We start from the raw sequence: 15,772 nt of genomic DNA, 5'->3' as shown, positions 1-15,772 counted from the left end.
TATGGCAGACAGAGTTATATTTACAAAACAAATGAAAAAGGATTACACAATCCTTATTCCGAATATGCTTCCCGTTCATTTCAGACTTTTGCAGAGAGTTTTCTGGAAGCACGGATATAATGCAGAGCTTCTCACAACTTCCCACAGAGGCATTGTTGACGAAGGTCTTAAAAATGTTCATAACGATACCTGTTATCCTGCATTACTTGTTATCGGACAATTTATTGATGCCTTAAAAAGCGGAAAGTACGATAAAAACAAGGTTGCCCTTATGATAACTCAGACAGGCGGCGGATGTAGGGCGTCTAATTATATCAATCTTTTGAGAAAAGCCCTTAAAAAAAGTGGTCTGGAATATGTTCCTGTTATCTCCTTAAACCTTGCAGGACTTGAAAAAAATCCCGGCTTTAAGCTTAATTTTAAGCTTTTGAGTGAACTGATTTTTGCTCTTTTGTACGGAGATATTTTAATGCATCTTTCCCAATGCGTAAAACCCTATGAAAAGATAAAAGGAAGCTGTGATAAGCTCACGGAAGAATGGGTACATAAGCTTTATGAACAGTTTAAAAAGGGAAAAAGAATTTGTCAGAAAACCTACCGTGAAAACGCAATTAAAATAACAGAGTCTTTTGCTAAAATAGAGGTTAATAACGAAAATAAAATAAAAGTAGGTATAGTGGGAGAAATATATGTAAAATTTGCACCTCTTGGAAATAACGATTTAGAAGAATTTTTACTCAAAGAAGGCGCACAGCCTGTTATGTACGGCTTGCTTGACTTTATATTATATACCTGTGATGCTATGGTGGAGGACAGAAGACTTTTTGGTTCGGGTATTATAAAAGCAACTGTTGCAAAGTGGCTTAGAAAATATATGGTCAACTGTCAGAATATAATGCTTGAGGTGCTTAAGCCATATGAACGCTTTAATACTCTTACTGAGTTTTTCCATAAAAAAGAGCTTGTTAAAGGATATGTAGGAATAGGAAATAAAATGGGAGAAGGCTGGCTTCTTATTTCCGAGATGTTAGAGCTTATTGAAAGTGGAGTTCCTAATATAGTTTGTACTCAGCCTTTTGGGTGCCTGCCTAATCATATAATAGGCAAGGGTATGATAAAAAAATTGCGTGATAATTATCCTCAGTCCAATATTGTTGCAATAGATTATGACCCCGGAGCAACAAAAGCCAATCAGGAAAACAGGATAAAGCTTATGCTTGCAAATGCAAGAGAAACACAGCAGACAGAAAAAACTACGGATATGGAGAATGTAAATGCTTTTAAAAAGTCTTGAAATTCAGGGATTTAAGTCATTTCCCGACAAAACCGAAATACTGTTTACAGACGGAATTACAGCTATTGTAGGTCCTAACGGAAGCGGTAAAAGTAATATTGCCGATGCAGTGCGCTGGGTATTGGGTGAAATGTCCTCAAAAACCTTGAGAGGCGTCAAAATGGAGGACGTCATATTTGACGGCACTCAGGACAGAAAGCCTTTAGGTTTTGCAGAGGTTTCACTTACAATAGATAATTCTGACGGAGAGCTTCCTCTTGAATATAACGAAATAACCGTTACAAGACGTTATTACCGTTCGGGTGAAAGTGAATATTTTATAAACAGAGCACCGGTAAGACTAAAAGACATAAATGAGCTTTTTATGGATACCGGTTTAGGTAAGGACGGCTATTCTATTATCGGACAGGGCAGAATAGCTGAAATTTTGTCGGTAAAAAGCGAAGACAGACGTCAGATTTTTGAAGAGGCAGCGGGAATTTCAAAGTTCCGTTACAGAAAAGCGGAGACAGAAAGAAAGCTTCAGGCAACAGAAGAAAACTTACTGAGATTAAGAGATATCTTAACAGAGCTTGAGGACAGAGTAGAGCCTTTGAGAATACAGTCTGAAAAGGCACAGAAATATCTTATTTTACGTGACGAGAGAAGAATTCTTGAAATTAGCGTATGGCTTGACAATATTGAAAAAATCAAACAAGGTATTGAAAAGCTTGAAGCAGACTGTAAAAATGCCAAAAACCTGTTAGCTGACTCTGAAACAAAATTAGAGGCTATTGAACGTCAGATAGATAAAAGCTATGAAGCTACAAGACAAATAACTGTTGAAATAGATAATATAAGAAACGAAATACATCAGATTGAAGAAAAAAGCATCAATTTATCCTCTGATATTGCAATATTGAAAAATGATATTCTTCACAATAACGAGGGAATAGCAAGAATAGAGGAAGAGATAAACCAACAAGGGCAACAGGAACAGCAGATAAAATTACAAATAGAAGATAAAAAGACACAAATTGAAAAGCTTGAAAACGAAAAAGTCAATTTGGAAGCTCAGCTTAATACTGTTATAGCTGAAAGCACAAAATTAGAAAGTGCAAGTAAAGAGCAAGCGGCGGTAATTGAAGAAAAGAGTCAGCAGGCTATGGCTTTAAGCACAAAGCTTACCGACATTAAAATTGCAGAAAGCTCGGCAACTGCTAATTTTGAAGCTTCTAACAAGCGTTTAAATGAATTGGACGACGAAAAAGCAAACAAACAAGAGTCATTAAAAGCGCTTCTTGATAAAAAGAAAGAAACGACAGATGCTATTACTCAGAAAGAGAATAAGCAAAAATCGCTTTCCAATATAATAAACGGATATTCTCTTAAGCTGAAAAGCAGACAGGAAAAAGCTGTATCAATGCAAAAAAGCTATGATGCTTTAAATGTAGAGTTTATGACAGCTAATCAAAAAATAAAAATGCTTACCGATATGCAACGTCATTTTGAAGGCTTTTCGGGAAGCGTAAAGGCTGTTATGGAGGAGTATTCAAGAGGCGGATTAAAGGGAATTTACGGAACAGTTTCCTCAGTAATCAACGTTTCTGATGAAAATTCTCTTGCTATAGAAACGGCACTCGGAGCAGCAATCCAAAACATAGTTGTAGATACTGAAAATGATGCTAAGGCGGCAATCTATTTCCTTAAATCCAAAAAAGCGGGCAGAGCAACCTTTTTACCTCTATCTTCAGTAAATTCTTCAAGTGTAAATGAGAAGGATTTTGAAAAGTTTGAAGGATTTATAGGAATAGGCGCAAAGCTTGTAGAGTTTGACTCTAAGTTTTCAGGTGTAGTAAACTCTCTGCTTGGAAGAACGATAGTTGTTGACCATATTGACAATGCTATAAGAATGGCTAAAGCTACAGGCTATAAATACAGAATAGTAACTTCGGACGGTCAGCAGGTAAATGCAGGCGGTTCTTTAACAGGCGGTTCATCTGTTAAAAATGCGGGAATACTTACAAGAGCAAACGAAATCGGACGTCTTAAAGCCTCTGTTGAGGAGCTTGAGCAAAAGCTTGATACACAGGCTCAGAGCCTTAAAGATATTCAGGCAGAGGTGGCATCGCTTACAGCTTCTTTAGATGGCGCAAACGCTGAAAACCGTGTGCTTGATGATGAGCTGATTTTAGAAAGAAGCGAGCTTTCTCACATTGAAGGACTTGCTGCAGATTTGCAAAATGAGCTTGATAATTTTGAGAATGACCGTAAGAAATTAGAAGAAGATACGGAAAATCTTAAAAAACAAGGTTTGCAATTAAGAACTGAAATTGCTGAGCTTGAAACACAGGAAGCAAAGATTCAAGAGGCACTTGCACAGCTTACTGCAGGAACAAACGATATAGCTGCTCAAAGAGAACAGCTTAACAGCGGAATTTCTCAAAAACGCCTTGAAATTCTAAATGTAAGTAAGGATATAGAGGCAAATAAAGAGGCTATAATTGAGCTTAACAATACTCTTGAGCTTCAAGGTAAATCAAACGAAGCAAGATATGCTCAGATTGAACAGATAAAGCAAAATAATGAACAGCTTAACAATCAGATAATTGAGCTTGAAAAACAAGGTGTTACTTTTGCAGGCGAAATAAAAGCTAAAAAAGAGCAAACTCAACTCCTTATAAAACAGCGTGAGGATGCTGAAAAGCAGATAACTGTTGAGCGTGAGCGTGAAAAAGCAGAGGCTGAAATAAAGAGTAAATACGTTGCAGAGGTTGAGCGTTTAGAGGGTAAAAAAGCAAACGTACAAATGGAATGCGACGGCATTATTTTAAAGCTGTGGGACGAATACGAGCTTACAGTGTCAGATGCTCAGCCCTTCAGACAAGAGCTTGAGAGTGTTCCAAAAGCCAATAAGCGTATAAGCGATATAAAATCGGAAATGAAGAAAATGGGTGACGTAAATCTTAATGCGGTGGAAGAATATAAAACCGTAAAAGAGCGTTATGATTTACTTACAGCACAAATTTCTGATATAGATACAGCTAAAAACGAGCTCTTGAAAATAATAACAGAGCTTACCTCAAAAATGCGTGAAATCTTTACAGAGCAATTTAAAGTTATCAACGAAAACTTTAATCAGACGTTTATTGAATTATTTGGCGGCGGTACAGCAAAGCTTACTCTTTCCGATCCGACAGATGTGTTGACCTCGGGAATAGAAATAAACGTTGCGCCTCCTGGAAAAATAATAAAGCATCTTTCAGCACTTTCGGGCGGAGAGCAAGCCTTCGTTGCAATAGCGCTTTATTTTGCTATTTTGCGTGTACGTCCTACACCGTTTTGTCTGCTTGACGAGATTGAGGCGGCGCTTGATGATGTAAACGTCAACAGATATGCTGAATATCTGCGTAGATTAACGAATAAAACACAGTTTATTACCATTACTCACAGAAGAGGAACAATGGAAGAGGCTGACAGACTTTACGGAGTTACAATGCAGGAAAAAGGTGTCAGCAAGCTTTTGACAATCAATGTAAATGAAATGGTGGAAAAATTAAATCTCAATTAAGAAGCAGGGGATATAAATGGGTTTTTTTGAAAAAATCAAAAAAGGTCTCACTAAAACAAAAGACGGAATGTCAAATTCTTTGAATGGGCTTTTTGCAAATTTCCGTACAGTTGATGAGGATTTTTTAGAAGAGCTTATGGAAATTCTTATAACATCTGATGTGGGTTATGAGGTGTCCGAAAAAATAATAGATGAGCTAAGAAGTGCGGCAAAACTTGAAAAAATTAAAGATACTGAGGAGCTCAAACAACAGCTTGTTGAAATTTTGACCTCTCTTATGGATGATGAAAAAATACAGCTGGATATATCAAAAAAACCTGCTGTAATTCTTGTAATAGGAGTAAACGGAGTAGGTAAAACAACTTCTATTGCAAAGCTTGCAAATCACTTTAAATCACAGGGAAAAAAGGTTATTTTAGGCGCAGGAGATACCTTTAGAGCTGCCGCAATAGAACAGCTTGAAATATGGGCACAGCGTGTAGGTGTCGATATAGTAAAGCACACTGAGGGAAGTGACCCTGCAGCAGTTATTTTTGATACTGTACAGGCAGGAAAGGCAAGAGGAGCAGATTGTATAATTTGCGATACAGCAGGAAGACTTCATAATAAAAAGCATCTTATGGATGAGCTTGCCAAAATTTCAAGAGTACTTGACAGAGAATTACCCGATACATCAAGAGAAACTCTTTTAGTGCTTGATGCAACAACAGGTCAAAACGCTTTAAATCAAGCACGTGAATTTAAAAATTCTGCGGCAATAACCGGAATAATCCTAACAAAGCTTGACGGAACAGCAAGAGGCGGAATGGTTATTTCAGTTAAGGAAGAACTTAATGTTCCTGTTAAGTTTATAGGCGTTGGTGAAAAGATGGACGACCTTCAGCCCTTTAACGCAAGAGATTTTGCAAACGCTTTAATTGAGCCATAAAAGGAGAAAAAAGATATGCATAATTTTGTTATTGCTACAAATAATCAAAAAAAGCTTAAAGAGCTAAGCGCAATTCTTGATGAATTTAATATAAATGCAAAATCAATGAAGGAAGCGGGAATAAATACAGAAATAGAGGAAGATGGACTTACCTTCGAAGAAAATGCTCTTATAAAGGCAAGAACGGTTTGTAAGCTTTCAGGATGTCCTGCCGTTGCGGATGACAGCGGACTTTGTGTAGAAGCTTTGAACGGAGAGCCGGGAATATATTCAGCTCGCTACGGTGGCGATAAATGTCAAAATGATATTGACAGATACGAACTTTTAATTTACAATATGAAAAATATGGAAAATAGAAAAGCTTATTTTGTAAGCGCAGTTGCCTGTGTATTTCCCGACGGAAGAGAATTTACAGTAAGAGGCACAGTTGACGGTGAGATACTTTGTGCGCCTCAGGGTGAAAACGGCTTTGGTTATGACCCTATATTTTATATTGAACAATATAAAAAAACTATGGCAGAAATAGAGCCTGAAATTAAAAATAAAATTTCGCACAGAGCAAATGCTCTTAAGCTTTTTGTAAAAGAGCTTGAAAAATATATTTAAGGATAGGTATAATAAATGCTTACATCAAAACAACGTGCGTATTTACGCTCCCTTGCAAATACACAGACAGCTATTTTGCAGGTTGGAAAAATAGGAATAAATGATAACCTTATAAATCAGGTAAGAGATGCTCTTAATGCAAGAGAGTTAATTAAATTAAGCGTTCTTGAAACATCACCTGTAAGTGCAAAGGAAGCGGCAAATGAATTAGCTGAAATGATAAACTGCGATGTAGTACAGGTTATCGGCTCAAAATTTGTGCTTTACAAAGAGTCAAAAGATAAAAAGAAAATACAGCTATGAAAATTGGAATATTAGGCGGAAGCTTTAATCCTATACATTGCGGTCATATTTATCTGGCAAAAAAAGCTACAGAGCTTTTAAAGCTTGATAAGATGCTTATTATTCCTGCGGGAAATCCGCCGCATAAAAAGCTTGCAGGCGGTGCAGAGAACATTGACAGATTTAATATGACAGATATTGCATTTTCAGATAAAATAAATTATAATGTATTGGATATAGAGATTTTTAAAGATGTTCCTTGTTATACCTCTGATACTGTTACCGAATTGAAACAGCAGTATAAAAATGATACTCTCTATTTAATTATGGGTACTGATATGGTTTTAACCCTTCAGAATTGGTATAAGACGGAGAATATATGTAAAAACTGTGTAATTGTTGCGGCACCGAGAAACAAAGACGAGGCTGAAAAAATAAAAAAGCACAGTGAGTTTTTAAAAGAAAAATACAATGCTCGGCTTGAAATTCTTGATATTGAGCCTTTGAGCATAAGCTCAACACAGGTTCGTGAAAAAATTAAAGCAGGGGAAAGCTGTTTTGGCTTAATACCCGACGAGGTTTATGAGTATATTAAAAAAAGGGGGCTTTATAAATAATGGATAAAAAATTTTTATTAAGGCTTCTTAAGGACAGACTTTCGGAGAAAAAATATAAGCATACAATAGGCGTTGCAGAAACTGCAGTAAAGCTTGCAAAAATATATTCAGTTGATGAAGAAAAAGCTTATTTTGCAGGACTTTTACATGATATTACAAAAGAATTGTCTCCAAAAGAACAAATGGACTTTTGCATTGATTATAAAATCGAGCTTGATTTTGTTGAGAAAAACGAGCCCAAGGTTTTACATCAGCATACAGGGGCATACTATGTAAGATATCTTCTCAATATTGAGGATGAAGAAATTGTAAGAGCTGTAAGGTATCATACAACTGCAAATAAATATATGACAGAGCTTGATAAAATAATTTATATTGCCGATTGCGTAGAGCCAAACAGAACTTATGACGGTGTAGAGGAAATACGGCAGGCTTTAGAAGAAAAAGGGCTTGATTTTGCAATGCTTACAGCTTTACGCTCTTCTATTATCGAGGTTGCTAAAAAAGGAACATTGTTACATCCGGATACAATTGAAGCATACAATGTTTTTGTTGAAAATCAGAAAAATTAACTTATGAAAGGCTGACAGTGGCACAATGAATAAAGATGAAGTATTTAATTATGCAAAAATAGCATATGAAGCGCTTGACAGTAAAAAAGGTCAGAATATAGAGGTTTTAAAAATAGACCGTCTTACTGTGCTTGCAGACTATTTTGTTATTGCTGAGGGTACATCTACAACACAGATAAAAACTCTTGCAGATACAGTTGAAGCTATGCTTGAACAAACCGATTTACACCTTCTTCACAGAGAAGGCTACAATGACGGAAACTGGGTATTGCTCGATTACGGCACCTTGATAGTTCACGTATTCAGCAAAGAAACAAGAGAATTTTATAATCTTGAAAAGCTGTGGGCAGATGCCGAGAAGGTTACAATAGAGTTATAATAAATTGACATAAAAAGAGAGGCAAAAGAGTAATGAAGTACGATTTTAAAGCTATTGAGAAGAAATGGCAGGAAATTTGGGAGGAAAAAGGAGTTTTCCACGCAAAAAACGAATATGATAAGCCTAAATTCTATGCACTTGTAGAATTTCCTTATCCTTCCGGACAGGGCTTGCACGTCGGACACCCCCGTTCTTATACAGCGCTTGACGTTGTAGCAAGAAAAAGACGTATGGAAGGCTATAACGTTCTTTATCCTATGGGTTGGGACGCTTTTGGTCTGCCTACCGAAAATTTTGCAATTAAAAATAAAATTCACCCTGAGGTTGTAACTGAAAAGAATATTGCCAATTTCAAAAAACAGCTTCAGTCGTTAGGTCTTTCTTTTGACTGGTCAAGAGAAATAGATACAACAAACCCCGATTACTATAAGTGGACACAGTGGATTTTTATTCAGCTCTTCAAAAAAGGACTTGCTTACAAAAAGGAAATGTCAGTAAACTGGTGTACCTCCTGTAAGGTTGTACTTGCAAATGAAGAGGTTGTGAACGGTGTTTGCGAGCGTTGCGGAAGCGAAGTAGTTCACAAAGATAAAAGCCAATGGATGCTTAAAATAACAGAATATGCTCAGCGTCTTATTGACGACCTTGATACAGTAAACTACATCGAAAGAGTAAAAACTCAGCAGAAAAACTGGATAGGCCGTTCAACAGGAGCAGAGGTTGATTTCAAAATAACAAACGGAGACTCTTTAACTGTATATACAACACGTCCCGACACTCTCTACGGCGCTACTTATATGGTAATTTCTCCCGAGCATCCTATGATTGAGAAGAACAAAGCTCTTCTTAAAAACTATGATGAAGTAGTAAAATACAGAGAAATTGCAGCTAAAAAATCCGATTTCGAGCGTACCGAAATGGTAAAGGAAAAAACAGGTGTAAGGCTTGACGGAATAAGCGCAATAAATCCTGTAAATGAAAAAGAAATTCCGATTTTTGTATCAGACTATGTACTTATGACTTACGGTACAGGCGCTATTATGGCAGTACCTGCTCACGATACCCGTGACTATGATTTTGCAAAAACCTTTAATTTACCTATGATAGAGGTTGTTGCAGGCGGAAACATAGAAAAAGAAGCATATACCGATATTGAAAGCGGTACAATGATTAACTCAGGCATTTTGGACGGACTTTCCGTAAAGGATGCAAAAGAGAAAATAATTAAATTCCTTGAAGAAAAGGGAATAGGACACGCTAAAGTAAATTACAAGCTCAGAGACTGGGTATTCTCCCGTCAGCGTTATTGGGGAGAGCCTATTCCGCTTGTATATTGCGAAAAATGCGGTTGGGTACCTCTTGATGAGAGTGATTTACCCTTAAGACTTCCCGAGGTTGATTCTTATGAGCCTACAGATACAGGAGAATCACCCCTTTCTAAAATGACAGATTGGGTAAATACAACCTGTCCTCATTGCAAAGGTCCTGCAAAAAGAGAAACAGATACAATGCCTCAGTGGGCAGGCTCTTCCTGGTATTTCTTACGTTATACAGACCCCAATGAAACAAAAGCACTTGCAAGTGAAGAAGCGCTTAAGTACTGGCTTCCTGTTGACTGGTATAACGGCGGCATGGAGCATACAACTCTACATCTTCTTTATTCTCGTTTCTGGCATAAGTTCTTATATGATATCGGCATTGTTCCCACAGCAGAGCCTTACGCAAAGCGTACCTCACACGGTATGATTTTAGGTGAGAACAATGAAAAGATGTCCAAATCAAGAGGAAACGTAGTAAATCCCGATGAGATTGTAAATGAGTACGGAGCAGATACCTTACGTCTTTATGAGATGTTTATAGGCGATTTTGAAAAAGCGGCTCCTTGGTCCTCTTCAAGTATAAAAGGCTGTAAGCGTTTCCTTGAGCGCTCCTGGTCACTAATGGATATTGCAACTGACGAAAGCGGATATTCAAAAGAACTTGAAAACAGTATGCATAAAACAATTAAAAAGGTTACCGAGGATATAGAAAGCCTTAAATTCAATACAGCAATAGCTTCTCTTATGTCTCTTTTAAATGAATTTTATGACAAGAAAAAGATTACAAAAGACGAGCTGAAAACTTATATTTTATTGCTTAATCCCTTTGCTCCTCATATCACTGAGGAAATGTGGGAAGCTATGAAATTTGAAGGTATGGTAACCGGACAGCAATATCCTAAGTTTGATGAAAGTAAGACTAAGGATAGCTTTACCGAAATAGTTGTTCAGGTGAACGGAAAGCTTAAATCAAGAATAAGTGCAGCAGCAGGCGTTTCTCAGGATGAAGCGGTAGCAATTGCTAAAGCCGATGAAAAAGTAGCGGCAGCACTTGAAGGAAAAGAAATAGTTAAAATTATTTATGTTCCCAATAAGCTTTTAAATATCGTAGTAAAATAAGGTTTGTCAATACGTTCAAAAACGGCAGATGCACTCAGCATCTGCCGTTTTTATATGTAAAGAGATATAACTTTACAGCCATTAGATGTTATTTTGCTTCTTTGCGGCTGTAACAGTATTTTTCATAAGAGTAGCTATTGTCATAGGACCAACTCCGCCGGGAACAGGGGTAATAAAGGAAGCTTTTTTAGAAACATTTTCAAAATCAACGTCGCCGCAAAGCTTGCCGTTTTCGTCTCTGTTTATTCCTACGTCTATTACAACAGCGCCTTCCTTAACCATATCTGCAGTTACGAACTTAGGCTTTCCGATAGCAGCAACAAGAATGTCAGCTCCTGCGCAGATTTCTTTTAAATTCTTTGTTTTTGAATGACAAATAGTTACTGTTCCGTTGGAATGTAAAAGAAGCATAGCCATAGGCTTGCCTACAATATTACTGCGTCCGATAACAACACAGTTTTTGGAGCATATATCAATATTGTATTCTTTCAAAAGCTCCATAACACCTGCAGGGGTACAGGGAAGGAAATCGTAATCGCCAATCATAATCTTTCCAACGCTTTGGTCGGAAAAAGCATCAACGTCTTTAATGGGAGAAATTCTGTCAATAACAGCTTTATCGTCAAGTCCTTTAGGTAAGGGAAGCTGAACAAGAATACCGTTGATTTTTTTATCCTCGTTTAAACGGTCAATAAGGCTTAAAAGCTCTTGTTGAGTTGTGTTTTCATCAAGGGCATATTTTTCAGAGTAAATTCCTGTATAAGCACAAGCCTTTTCTTTGTTTGCAACGTATGTCTGAGATGCAGGGTCATTTCCTACTATAATAACTGCAAGTCCGGGAAAAATATTTTTTTGATTAAGCTCTGTAACCTCAGCTTTAACTTGGTCTTTGACGTGCTGAGAGGTTAATTTTCCGTCAATTATTGTCGCCATTTTCATCTTCCTTTTCTATTTTAATTTCATTTTGCAATTCGGTAGCGGGAACATCAAAAACTTTAACATAGTTTTTAGTCTCTTTATTCTTTTTTGTAAGAACTATAAGAATAATTAAAGCAACTATGGCTGATATGAAGCCTAAAATCTGAGAAACATAGCCGCCGAAAAGTCCTTTAATAATAAATTCCTGCTGTCTTAAGCCTTCTAAAAAGCCACGTCCGAAGCCGTACCAGATAACGTACATTAAAGCAACCTGACCGCTGAAACGCTTTTTAGCTTTCTTAACAAATATAAATAAAAGAATAAAGCCTAATAAATTCCAAAGACTTTCATATAAGAATAAAGGATGAACGCCATTCTTAGTAGCGTAATCGTTTTCAATAACCATTCTCCAGGGGAGAGATGTTTCAACTCCGTAAACCTCACCGTTGAAGAAATTGCCCCATCTGCCGATGCATTGACCTATAAGGAAGCCCATTGAAGCAACATCAAGAAGAGAGGAAAATTTAATTTTCTTAATTTTGCAAAGAATAAGTCCTCCGAAAAAAGCACCTATAATACCGCCGAAAATAGCAAGACCGCCTTTTCTTAGGTTGAAAATTTCACCAAAGGACTCGATATCTCCTAAAGTGAAGATAACATAATAAAGTCTTGCGCCGACAATGGCACAGGGAAGTCCAAAAAGTAAAGCATCATATATATTGTCCGAAACAAGATTGAATTTTTTGCAGTTTCTTAAAGCAAAAATAAAAGCAAGAACTATACCTATCGTTATAAGAATAGCATACCAATAAATAGCAAAGCTGCCTATTTTTATAAAGACTCTCGGTACTTCAACATTATTTATCCCAATACCGGGAAAAGAAATATTCATTGAGCATCCTCCTAACATATAGAAATAATTATACTATGAAAGTATATGAATGTCCAGTTGTTTTTTTATTTTAAAAATTTTTTAAGAAAAAAGAAAAAAATGCTTGCAAATGGAAATAATTTATGTTATTATATAGTGCAGTATGGTATTTATGCGATTTTTTAGGATATGGGGTGAAACATAATGAGAGAAGGAATACATCCGGAATACCAGGACGCAGTTATCAAATGTGCTTGCGGTGAGGTTATCAATACCAAATCCACAAAGAAGGAAATTAAGGTTGAAATTTGTTCAAAATGTCATCCTTTCTATACCGGAAAGCAGAAGCTGGTTGATACAGGCGGACGTGTTGACAGATTTAATAAGCGTTTCGGTCTTGGTAAATAGTTTTTAACGAATAAAGAGGCTGTAAAAAAACGAAAGTTTTTTTACAGCCTCTTTTTACCAAAAATAAATAAATCTCTTGACATTGGTAAAAATATACTATATAATTTGTCTTGTTAAAAGGGAGTAGTTTTTTTGCAAAGTCAACATACCGATGATTTTTCATCTGGCTTTGCGCCTTTCGTTTAAAGGAACAAGACTTTTAATGTGGAATTTCCATATTAAAGGTCTTTTTTTATATAACTTAGAAAAGGAGTTATACAAATGAGAGAATATTTAGAAAGCGCTCAGCAAATTTTAGAAAATCAGAAAACTGATGCTTTAAAAGGCTTAAGCGCACAGCAAGCGTCTGAAAGACTTGAAAAATACGGAAAGAACAAGCTTGCAGAGGGGAAAAAGACATCTATTGCAAGAAGATTTTTAAATCAGATTTCCGACCCGATGATAATTATTTTAATAATTGCGGCGGCTATTTCAGGCGTTACTGCGGTTTTTGAAGGCGAATCGTTGGTAGATGTATTTATAATTCTTTTTGTTGTAATTATAAATTCCGTGCTTGGCGTTCTTCAGGAAAGCAAGGCAGAAAAAGCCATTGATGCCCTTAAAGAAATGACTGCGGCAACTTCAAAGGTTCTACGTGACGGAACTGTGCATATTATAAAGAGTGAAGAGTTAGTTTGCGGCGATATAATTTTATTGGAAGCGGGAGATGCTGTTCCTGCAGATGCAAGAATTATAGAATCGGCTTCTTTAAAAATTGAAGAGGCAGCACTTACAGGAGAATCTGTACCTGTAGATAAAAAAGTGGAAGCTCTTGAGCTTAATGGTGCTAAAGACGTTCCTTTAGGCGATAGAAAAAATATGATGTATATGGGAAGCACCGTTGTTTACGGAAGAGGTAAAGCTGTTGTTGTTGCAACGGGAATGGAAACAGAAATGGGTAAAATTGCAAATGCACTTACCCAGGCACAAGAGTCTCAGACTCCTTTACAAATAAAGCTTTCACAGCTTAGCAAAATATTAACCTTCATAGTTTTGGGCATCTGTGTTTTTATATTCGGCTTCAGCGTTATCAAAAACGGTAGCTTTGAGCCCTCTGTTATGATTGATAGCTTTATGGTATCAGTTTCTCTTGCTGTTGCCGCTATACCCGAAGGTCTTGCGGCAGTTGTAACGATTGTTTTGTCTATGGGCGTTACTAAGATGTCAAAGAGAAACGCTGTTATAAGAAAGCTGACAGCGGTTGAAACCTTAGGCTGTACGCAGATTATATGCTCAGATAAAACAGGAACACTTACTCAGAACAAAATGACTGTTGTAGAGCATTTTACAGAGGATGAAAAGCTGCTTGCTTCTGCTATGGCTCTTTGTTCGGATGCAGAATTGGATGACAATAAAGAGGCAGTAGGAGAGCCTACTGAGTGTGCTCTTGTAAATTATGCTTTTAAGCTTGGTCTTGAAAAGAATGATTTAAAAGCAAACTTCCCCAGAATAGGAGAAGCTCCTTTTGATTCTGTAAGAAAAAGAATGTCAACAGTTCATAAATATAAAGACTCATTTGTTCAGTATACAAAGGGCGCTCCCGATGAGGTTTTGAAGCTATGTACTCATATTTTTTCAAATGGTCAAAAAATCGAGCTTACCAATGAGAAAAGAGAGCAAATACTTGCCCAAAATAAAGCGATGGCAGATAAAGCTTTGCGTGTTTTGGCAGCAGCCTATAAAGAGTATTCAACACAGCCACAGGAATTTTCACCCGAAAGCTTGGAAAATGAGCTTGTATTTATAGGACTTACAGGAATGATTGACCCTGTGCGAGAAGAGGTTTGCGATGCTATTGCAGAATGTAAAAGCGCAGGAATACGTCCTATAATGATTACGGGTGACCATAAGGATACAGCGGTTGCTATTGCTATGCAGTTAGGAATAATAACCTCTGCATCGCAGGCAATAACAGGCGCTGAATTAAATGAAATAAGTGACGAAGAATTTGAAAAAAAAATCAAGCAATATTCCGTATATGCCCGTGTTCAGCCTGAACACAAGGTAAGAATAGTTACCACATGGAAAAAATTAGGTATGGTAACTGCTATGACAGGCGACGGTGTAAATGATGCTCCTTCTATAAAAAGCGCAGATATCGGCGTAGGAATGGGAATTACAGGTACTGACGTTACCAAAAACGTTGCTGATATGGTACTCGCTGACGACAATTTTGCAACTATTGTAGATGCCGTAAAAGAAGGCAGAAGAATTTACGACAATATAAGAAAAGCTATACAGTTTTTATTGGCTTCAAACTTAAGCGAAGTTTTAAGTATTTTTATTGCAACAATATTCGGCTTTGTAATCTTAAATCCTGTTCATATTCTTTGGATAAACCTTATAACTGATACTTTTCCTGCTTTGGCATTAGGTCTTGAAAAGGGAGAGCCTGATATAATGAAGCGCAGTCCTAGGTCTACCAAAGAGGGAATTTTCTCCAACGGCTTGGGAATTAACGTAGTATATCAAGGAATAATGGTTACAATTTTAACTTTATCAGCATATTTTATAGGCCATTTCTTAGAAACAGGGGAATGGGCAATAACAAACAGCGATGCAGGAATGACAATGGCATTTTTAACAATGTCAATGGCGGAGATTTTCCATTCGTTCAATTTAAGGTCAAGTAAGAAATCTATCTTTTCTCTTAAAGGACACAATTTCTATTTGTTCGGAGCAATGATACTGTCCTTAATTTTAACAACAGCTATAATATATATTCCTGGCATTTCGGATATGTTTGGCTTTGCGCACATTTCTCTCTTAGAATACGCTGTTGCGATGGGACTTGCGATAAGTGTTATTCCTATTGTTGAATTAGTAAAGCTGATTATGAAAATAGCAGAAAAAACAGATAAGCGGTGATT

At 36.8% G+C, this 15,772-nt stretch carries 13 protein-coding genes; 11 read left to right on the top strand and 2 right to left on the bottom strand.

Annotated features, from left to right (window positions below):
• Nucleotide 1: 1 nt before the first annotated feature.
• From E7480_01905 to E7480_01865, 9 genes are read left to right on the top strand one after another with little or no spacing between them, the layout of a single operon-like run.
• Entirely contained in the window at nucleotides 2-1,294 is a 1,293-nt protein-coding gene (locus tag E7480_01905) for a 2-hydroxyglutaryl-CoA dehydratase (protein MBE6903344.1), read from the top strand.
• The gene (gene smc / locus E7480_01900) at nucleotides 1,275-4,844 is read left to right on the top strand and encodes a chromosome segregation protein SMC (GenBank protein ID MBE6903343.1); all 3,570 of its coding nucleotides are present in this window, start codon (nucleotides 1,275-1,277) and stop codon (nucleotides 4,842-4,844) included. Before E7480_01905 ends, smc begins: the two co-directional genes overlap by 20 nt.
• Nucleotides 4,845-4,860: 16 nt before the next feature.
• Nucleotides 4,861-5,772, top strand: coding sequence for a signal recognition particle-docking protein FtsY (gene ftsY, locus E7480_01895; protein ID MBE6903342.1), 912 nt, complete (start codon nucleotides 4,861-4,863; stop codon nucleotides 5,770-5,772).
• Between the two features lie 15 nt (nucleotides 5,773-5,787).
• Nucleotides 5,788-6,378 carry an XTP/dITP diphosphatase gene (locus E7480_01890; protein MBE6903341.1) on the top strand — a complete coding sequence of 197 codons (591 nt, stop codon included), beginning with the start codon at nucleotides 5,788-5,790 and terminating at the stop codon, nucleotides 6,376-6,378.
• A 15-nt stretch (nucleotides 6,379-6,393) separates the two neighbouring features.
• Nucleotides 6,394-6,681, top strand: coding sequence for a ribosome assembly RNA-binding protein YhbY (gene yhbY, locus E7480_01885; GenBank protein ID MBE6903340.1), 288 nt, complete (start codon nucleotides 6,394-6,396; stop codon nucleotides 6,679-6,681).
• On the top strand, nucleotides 6,678-7,277 hold the full coding sequence (gene nadD, locus E7480_01880) for a nicotinate (nicotinamide) nucleotide adenylyltransferase (GenBank protein ID MBE6903339.1): 600 nt from the start codon (nucleotides 6,678-6,680) through the stop codon (nucleotides 7,275-7,277). The genes yhbY and nadD overlap by 4 nt, the downstream gene beginning before the upstream one ends.
• Nucleotides 7,277-7,849, top strand: a complete 573-nt coding sequence (locus E7480_01875) for an HD domain-containing protein (protein ID MBE6903338.1) — start codon at nucleotides 7,277-7,279, stop codon at nucleotides 7,847-7,849. Before nadD ends, E7480_01875 begins: the two co-directional genes overlap by 1 nt.
• Nucleotides 7,850-7,874: 25 nt before the next feature.
• Complete coding sequence (rsfS, locus tag E7480_01870) at nucleotides 7,875-8,228, top strand: ribosome silencing factor (protein ID MBE6903337.1); 354 nt, start codon at nucleotides 7,875-7,877, stop codon at nucleotides 8,226-8,228.
• 32 nt (nucleotides 8,229-8,260) lie between these two features.
• On the top strand, nucleotides 8,261-10,666 hold the full coding sequence (locus tag E7480_01865; protein MBE6903336.1) for a leucine--tRNA ligase: 2,406 nt from the start codon (nucleotides 8,261-8,263) through the stop codon (nucleotides 10,664-10,666).
• An 81-nt stretch (nucleotides 10,667-10,747) separates the two neighbouring features.
• Here the strand turns inward: E7480_01865 and folD are convergent, their stop codons facing one another.
• On the bottom strand, nucleotides 10,748-11,599 hold the full coding sequence (folD, locus tag E7480_01860) for a bifunctional methylenetetrahydrofolate dehydrogenase/methenyltetrahydrofolate cyclohydrolase FolD (protein ID MBE6903335.1): 852 nt from the start codon (nucleotides 11,597-11,599) through the stop codon (nucleotides 10,748-10,750).
• Nucleotides 11,583-12,494 (bottom strand): prolipoprotein diacylglyceryl transferase, encoded by a 912-nt coding sequence (gene lgt, locus E7480_01855; protein ID MBE6903334.1) that lies wholly within the window; start codon nucleotides 12,492-12,494, stop codon nucleotides 11,583-11,585. Before lgt ends, folD begins: the two co-directional genes overlap by 17 nt.
• 165 nt (nucleotides 12,495-12,659) lie before the next feature.
• On the opposite strand from lgt, the gene rpmE reads away from it, so the two are divergent.
• Both rpmE and E7480_01845 read left to right on the top strand, forming a co-directional pair.
• Nucleotides 12,660-12,863: a 50S ribosomal protein L31 gene (gene rpmE, locus E7480_01850; protein ID MBE6903333.1), complete on the top strand. Its 204-nt coding sequence runs from the start codon at nucleotides 12,660-12,662 to the stop codon at nucleotides 12,861-12,863.
• A gap of 261 nt (nucleotides 12,864-13,124) precedes the next feature.
• A complete protein-coding gene (locus E7480_01845) occupies nucleotides 13,125-15,770 on the top strand; it encodes a calcium-translocating P-type ATPase, PMCA-type (protein ID MBE6903332.1) in 2,646 nt (881 codons plus the stop codon).
• Nucleotides 15,771-15,772: the final 2 nt, after the last annotated feature.

The organism is Oscillospiraceae bacterium (assembly GCA_015067255.1).
In the GTDB taxonomy this organism is placed as follows: Bacteria; Bacillota; Clostridia; order Oscillospirales; family SIG519; genus SIG519.
The sequence above is the reverse complement of the archived record's forward strand: the minus strand, read 5'-3'. Positions and strand labels throughout refer to the sequence as shown.

Bases quoted from the DNA above. Each gene is read 5' to 3' on its own strand.
- smc (MBE6903343.1), top strand. From the start codon at position 1,275: ATGCTTTTAAAAAGTCTTGAAATTCAGGGATTTAAGTCATTTCCCGAC.
- nadD (MBE6903339.1), top strand. From the start codon at position 6,678: ATGAAAATTGGAATATTAGGCGGAAGCTTTAATCCTATACATTGCGGT.
- E7480_01865 (MBE6903336.1), top strand. From the start codon at position 8,261: ATGAAGTACGATTTTAAAGCTATTGAGAAGAAATGGCAGGAAATTTGG.
- rsfS (MBE6903337.1), top strand. From the start codon at position 7,875: ATGAATAAAGATGAAGTATTTAATTATGCAAAAATAGCATATGAAGCG.
- folD (MBE6903335.1), bottom strand. From the start codon at position 11,599: ATGGCGACAATAATTGACGGAAAATTAACCTCTCAGCACGTCAAAGAC.
- rpmE (MBE6903333.1), top strand. From the start codon at position 12,660: ATGAGAGAAGGAATACATCCGGAATACCAGGACGCAGTTATCAAATGT.
- E7480_01875 (MBE6903338.1), top strand. From the start codon at position 7,277: ATGGATAAAAAATTTTTATTAAGGCTTCTTAAGGACAGACTTTCGGAG.
- lgt (MBE6903334.1), bottom strand. From the start codon at position 12,494: ATGTTAGGAGGATGCTCAATGAATATTTCTTTTCCCGGTATTGGGATA.
- E7480_01845 (MBE6903332.1), top strand. From the start codon at position 13,125: ATGAGAGAATATTTAGAAAGCGCTCAGCAAATTTTAGAAAATCAGAAA.
- E7480_01905 (MBE6903344.1), top strand. From the start codon at position 2: ATGGCAGACAGAGTTATATTTACAAAACAAATGAAAAAGGATTACACA.
- E7480_01890 (MBE6903341.1), top strand. From the start codon at position 5,788: ATGCATAATTTTGTTATTGCTACAAATAATCAAAAAAAGCTTAAAGAG.
- yhbY (MBE6903340.1), top strand. From the start codon at position 6,394: ATGCTTACATCAAAACAACGTGCGTATTTACGCTCCCTTGCAAATACA.
- ftsY (MBE6903342.1), top strand. From the start codon at position 4,861: ATGGGTTTTTTTGAAAAAATCAAAAAAGGTCTCACTAAAACAAAAGAC.